Source organism: Mucilaginibacter sp. (genome assembly GCF_036383575.1).
Lineage (GTDB): Bacteria > Bacteroidota > Bacteroidia > Sphingobacteriales > Sphingobacteriaceae > Mucilaginibacter.
This window is the reverse complement of the sequence record NZ_DASVOB010000483.1, coordinates 1-4,395: the sequence shown is the minus strand read 5'-3', so window position 1 is coordinate 4,395 and position 4,395 is coordinate 1. Positions and strand designations below refer to the sequence as shown.

General features: G+C 44.5%; 3 protein-coding genes and 1 pseudogene. All 4 read left to right on the top strand.

What is annotated here, in order from left to right; all coding sequences use genetic code 11:
* The first annotated feature begins 153 nt into the window (after nucleotides 1-153).
* A complete protein-coding gene (locus VF500_RS17305; RefSeq protein ID WP_330860880.1) occupies nucleotides 154-2,496 on the top strand; it encodes a TonB-dependent receptor in 2,343 nt (780 codons plus the stop codon).
* A gap of 3 nt (nucleotides 2,497-2,499) precedes the next feature.
* Entirely contained in the window at nucleotides 2,500-3,174 is a 675-nt protein-coding gene (locus VF500_RS17300; RefSeq protein WP_330860879.1) for an HmuY family protein, read from the top strand.
* A 12-nt stretch (nucleotides 3,175-3,186) separates the two neighbouring features.
* Nucleotides 3,187-3,990, top strand: a complete 804-nt coding sequence (locus VF500_RS17295; protein ID WP_330860878.1) for an HmuY family protein — start codon at nucleotides 3,187-3,189, stop codon at nucleotides 3,988-3,990.
* A 16-nt stretch (nucleotides 3,991-4,006) separates the two neighbouring features.
* Nucleotides 4,007-4,395: pseudogene (locus tag VF500_RS17290) on the top strand (hypothetical protein); the annotation flags it as partial.

The window sequence follows — 4,395 nt, the reverse complement described above, 5'->3', positions numbered from 1 at the left end:
CCAAAAAGTGTAAAACTTTATCCTTAAACAGTAAAAAAAAATCCCGATTGCGTAAACGATTTCTCGTTTCTATGAACGACTTTTGCTTCTGTTTATTTAGACTGATTAAAAATAAGCAAAAAATATCATCGTTCAATGTTCAAATTTTACCTAATGCTTTATCTGAATCTGACCTGTTTTTATTTAACATCCGTAGCTCAGTCTCCTTATAAAATAAGTGGGCAGATCAGGAACGAACAGGGGGAACCGGTAAATGCTGTCACTATCCTGATCAAAGAAAACTTAAGAGGCACCCAAACTGATACTACCGGCCGCTTTGTAATTAATAAGTTAAAACAAGGCGAGTATACGCTCATCATTTCAGCTGTAGGTTATGAAAAGCACATTCAACAGGTTGTTGTCAATAAATCTTCTGTTAATAATATAAATATCCGGCTAAAAGCTTCGGCGCAAAACCTTAAAGAGGTAAACGTATTGGGCAAACAGGAAAGCCACGATAACCTGATCGATTTTACCCGCACACCGATGCCATCAACCATCATCAGCCGTAAGCAAATTGAAATGATGGGCAGCCGCAGGCTTGATGAAGTGCTGAAGGAACAAACCGGACTGGCTATTGTAAACGATATTGGCTCAGGGGCCAGGGCTGTTGGCTTGCAGCTGCAAGGCTTTGATAGTGGGTATACCATGATCATGATTGACGGCCAGCCTATGACGGGCCGTAATTCTGGAAATTTTGACTTGTCGCGGATCACGGTAGCCAATATCGAGCGCATCGAGATCATTAAAGGCGCATCGTCATGTCTGTTCGGTAGCGAAGCTTTGGCTGGGGTGGTTAATATTGTTACCCGTCAAAATATCTCCCAAAGTCAGGGGCTTGCCAGTTTACGCTATGGTAGCTTTAATACTGTAGATGCCACCCTTGAAGGCGAAACGCCATTTGCCGGAGGCAAGGGATCTGGTTATATATCAGGTAATTATTATCGCACGGATGGTTTTAATGCCAACCCCTACCTGAGTGAAGGTAAAACAGCACCGCCATACGATAGCTATACCATACAGGGCAGGGGCAGGTATACTTTAAGCAAGATGAATGCCCTTAATATAACCGGCAGGTATGCTGTACGCAATTCGGTGAATCAAACTGCCTATAACACGGTGCCAACCCGAGATGTGTTGGTTGAGAAGGACTTAAATGCGTCGGCTATTTTAAACACCAATTTTAATAGCGGCCTGCGTTTGAAAACGCAATACTATCTCACCCGTTACGCTACCGATCAAAACATTACCAATCTTACGGGCGGGGTAGTTATTCCTACTAATAACTTTATACAATACCTGCATAGGGGCGAATTGCAGGCTTCTCAAACTTACTGGGGTACCATGGTACTTACCGGCGGCACCGGCATCCAGTACGAAACCATGAATAATAACCTGTACAGCGGCACAAAAAACCAGTCGACAGCATTTATTTATGGACAGGCCGACTGGAAACTGAGTGATCAACTTGGCTTAACCGGTGGTGTAAGGGGTGAACACCATAGCCGTTACGGCAGTAGTTTCAACCCAAGCTTCGGCGTAAAATATCAACCGGCCAAAACGCTAACCCTGAAGGCGGCAATTGCAACCGGCTTTAAAACGCCTGATTTCAGGCAGCTGTATTTAAACTTTACCAACCTTGCAGGCGGAGGATATACCGTTTTAGGTACCGATGTTTTCGCTGCCGAACTTCAGAAACTGCAGGATGCCGGGCAAATAGCAACCGTATTTGCCAATGCAGCCAAAGTAAGCACACTTAAACCCGAGCGTTCTGTGGCCTACAGCGCCGGCTTTACCTTGCAGCTAAGCGCAAGTGTAAAGGCGGATGTAAACGGCTTTTATAATGATGTACGCAACTTCATCAATACGGATCAGGTAGCTTCAAAAAAAGGCGGTCAGCAGGTGTTCTCTTATTTTAATATCGACCGTGCTTTTCTTACCGGTGCCGATGTTGGTTTAAGCTGGAGGGTTACCCGCGGATTTAATATATCGGCAGGATACCAACTGCTTTATGCCAAGGATAAGGGAGTTATTGATTCAATTAAGGCAGGGAAAGGGAACTATGCCCAGGTATATGATACCAATACCGGCGAAACCCGCCGATCAAAAGTTTCCGATTACTTCGGGCTTAATAACCGCTCCCGGCACATGGCCAATGTGAAGTTTACCTATGAGTATGAGCCTAAAGGTATTACCGGCACCTTCAGGGTTAACTACAGGGGCAAATATGGTTTCCAGGAAGCAAACCTGCCGAACGGATTTCTTGACCCTTACGATACTTATGTATCGAGCTTTTTCCTGTTCAATGTATCGGTACAAAAGAAGTTAATTAACAATCACTTTTCGGTACAACTAACAGCCGATAACATCTTCAACTACCGCGACCAGCTGATGCCGGCCCAAAGCGGTCGTACCATTATGCTGGGCCTTAACTATCGCTTTTTTAAACAACAATAAACTATGATGAAATTAACATCGACCTATAAACTTCATTATCAAATATTATTCATTGTATTTGCTGCCGTTACCGCATTTAGCTCATGTACCAAAGAGCAGGTAAAGCCGCAGCTTGAGGATGGCAGCAGCACCGTAGTTGCCGATTTGCCCGGCGATGTTGGAAGCACCATTAATACGGGCTTTAAAACCTTTTATTTCAGCCTTTCAACCAACACTAAAGTTGATACCTCGGTAAAAAAAACAACCTCATGGGACCTTTCTTTTGCGCGGGAATACAACTCATATGTGGGGATAAACAGCGGTACCAACGAAGCAAGCTACGGTTTTGGCGGCACAGGAAAAGGGGCAATTATGGCTGTAAATCAAGCCTATGACCAGGTTAAAGAAGCGCCATCTGATGCTGATTTTGCCGGCAAAGGGGTAACCTCCGTTGGCTGGGATCCCGGCAGCGGATCGGGCTGGTATTTCTACGATCTTAAAACACACATCGCTGTCCCCATAAAAGGCAGAACGTTTGTACTGCGCACCGCCGAAGGTAAATATGCCAAATTGGAGCTGGTGAGTATGTATAAAGGCGCGCCTGCAGTAGTTACCGATCTCAACTGGCCCTCGCCTTATTTCACTTTCCGCTACTATGTTCAGCAGGATGGCAGCAGGAACCTATCTACCAAAAATTAAAAACAATTAATCATGAAAATCATAAATATATTTCAAAAACGTGCGGCCACGGGTATCTTAATGCTGGCGGTGTTGGCATCAACATTTACGGCATGTAAAAAAACAGAAGGTGTAAAACCTGATACAACAACACCTGAAACCACTACCCCAACAAGGGATGCCGATAAGGTGCCTTATTACAAATTGCAGCGCGTTGAAAACCTGGCTGCACAAACTGATGATCAAAACCCTACAGCGCCTAAAACCGAGATCTTTTTCAGTCTTGATTATAAAAAGGAGCAGCCTGCAACTTACGCCAAAACCTCATTCTGGGATATTTCACTTAGCGGACTTTATAACAGCTTTTTAGGCGGCAACAATAATACCGATGCAACAAACTCCGGTTACCAGGGGCCGGGCAAAGGTGGGATCACCATTGTTCAACAAGCCTTTGATAACGTTACTGCTATCCCGGCGGCTGCCGATTTTAAAACAGGTAAAGGCCTGATAGGTACGGATGATAAAGGAAGTTTTGGTACGGGGACCGGCTGGTACCTGTATGATTTTGGCGGAACTGTTGTTGGTGATGGCGGTGCCACCAAAGTGCACGTGGCTTATGCCCTGGGCGATCCGCTTAAACTTACCGATGGCAGTACGTTGGCTGCGCGAACAATCATTGTAAAAACGGCATCGGGCGATTTTGCCAAGATCAAAATGATCAGCTGCTATAAAGATGTTTTTACTCCCGACCAGATGTTCACCAATACCCCGCATATGTACTTCACTTTTGAATACTTGATAGTACCTGCCGGAAGCACAAAATTCGAGATCAAATAATACCCTACACCATCATATGAAAACAAAATACTTTTACTTATTGGTCGCCGGCCTTATCACCGTATTAGTTGCCTGTAAAAAAACGATCTATCCCGATCCGCTGCCCCAGAACAAGATCCTGGAGTATAAAGTGGTGAATGTTCAGGATACGGTGATTTACGGCGCGGTTGATAATATAGAAAATACCATAACTGTTTATATCCCTTACTATTATGGCTTAACGGTTATTCAGCCGAAGATCACGTTAGATGCCAATGCCACACTTACAACTTCTGCCGAACCTGTGAGCGTTGACAATACAGGCCAAACCTACACTGTAAAAGGCGGAGATGGCACAACACGAACCTATAAGCTGAATATTGTACAGCAAAATACTGCAAACCTCACCTTAAATTGGTTTGAAAG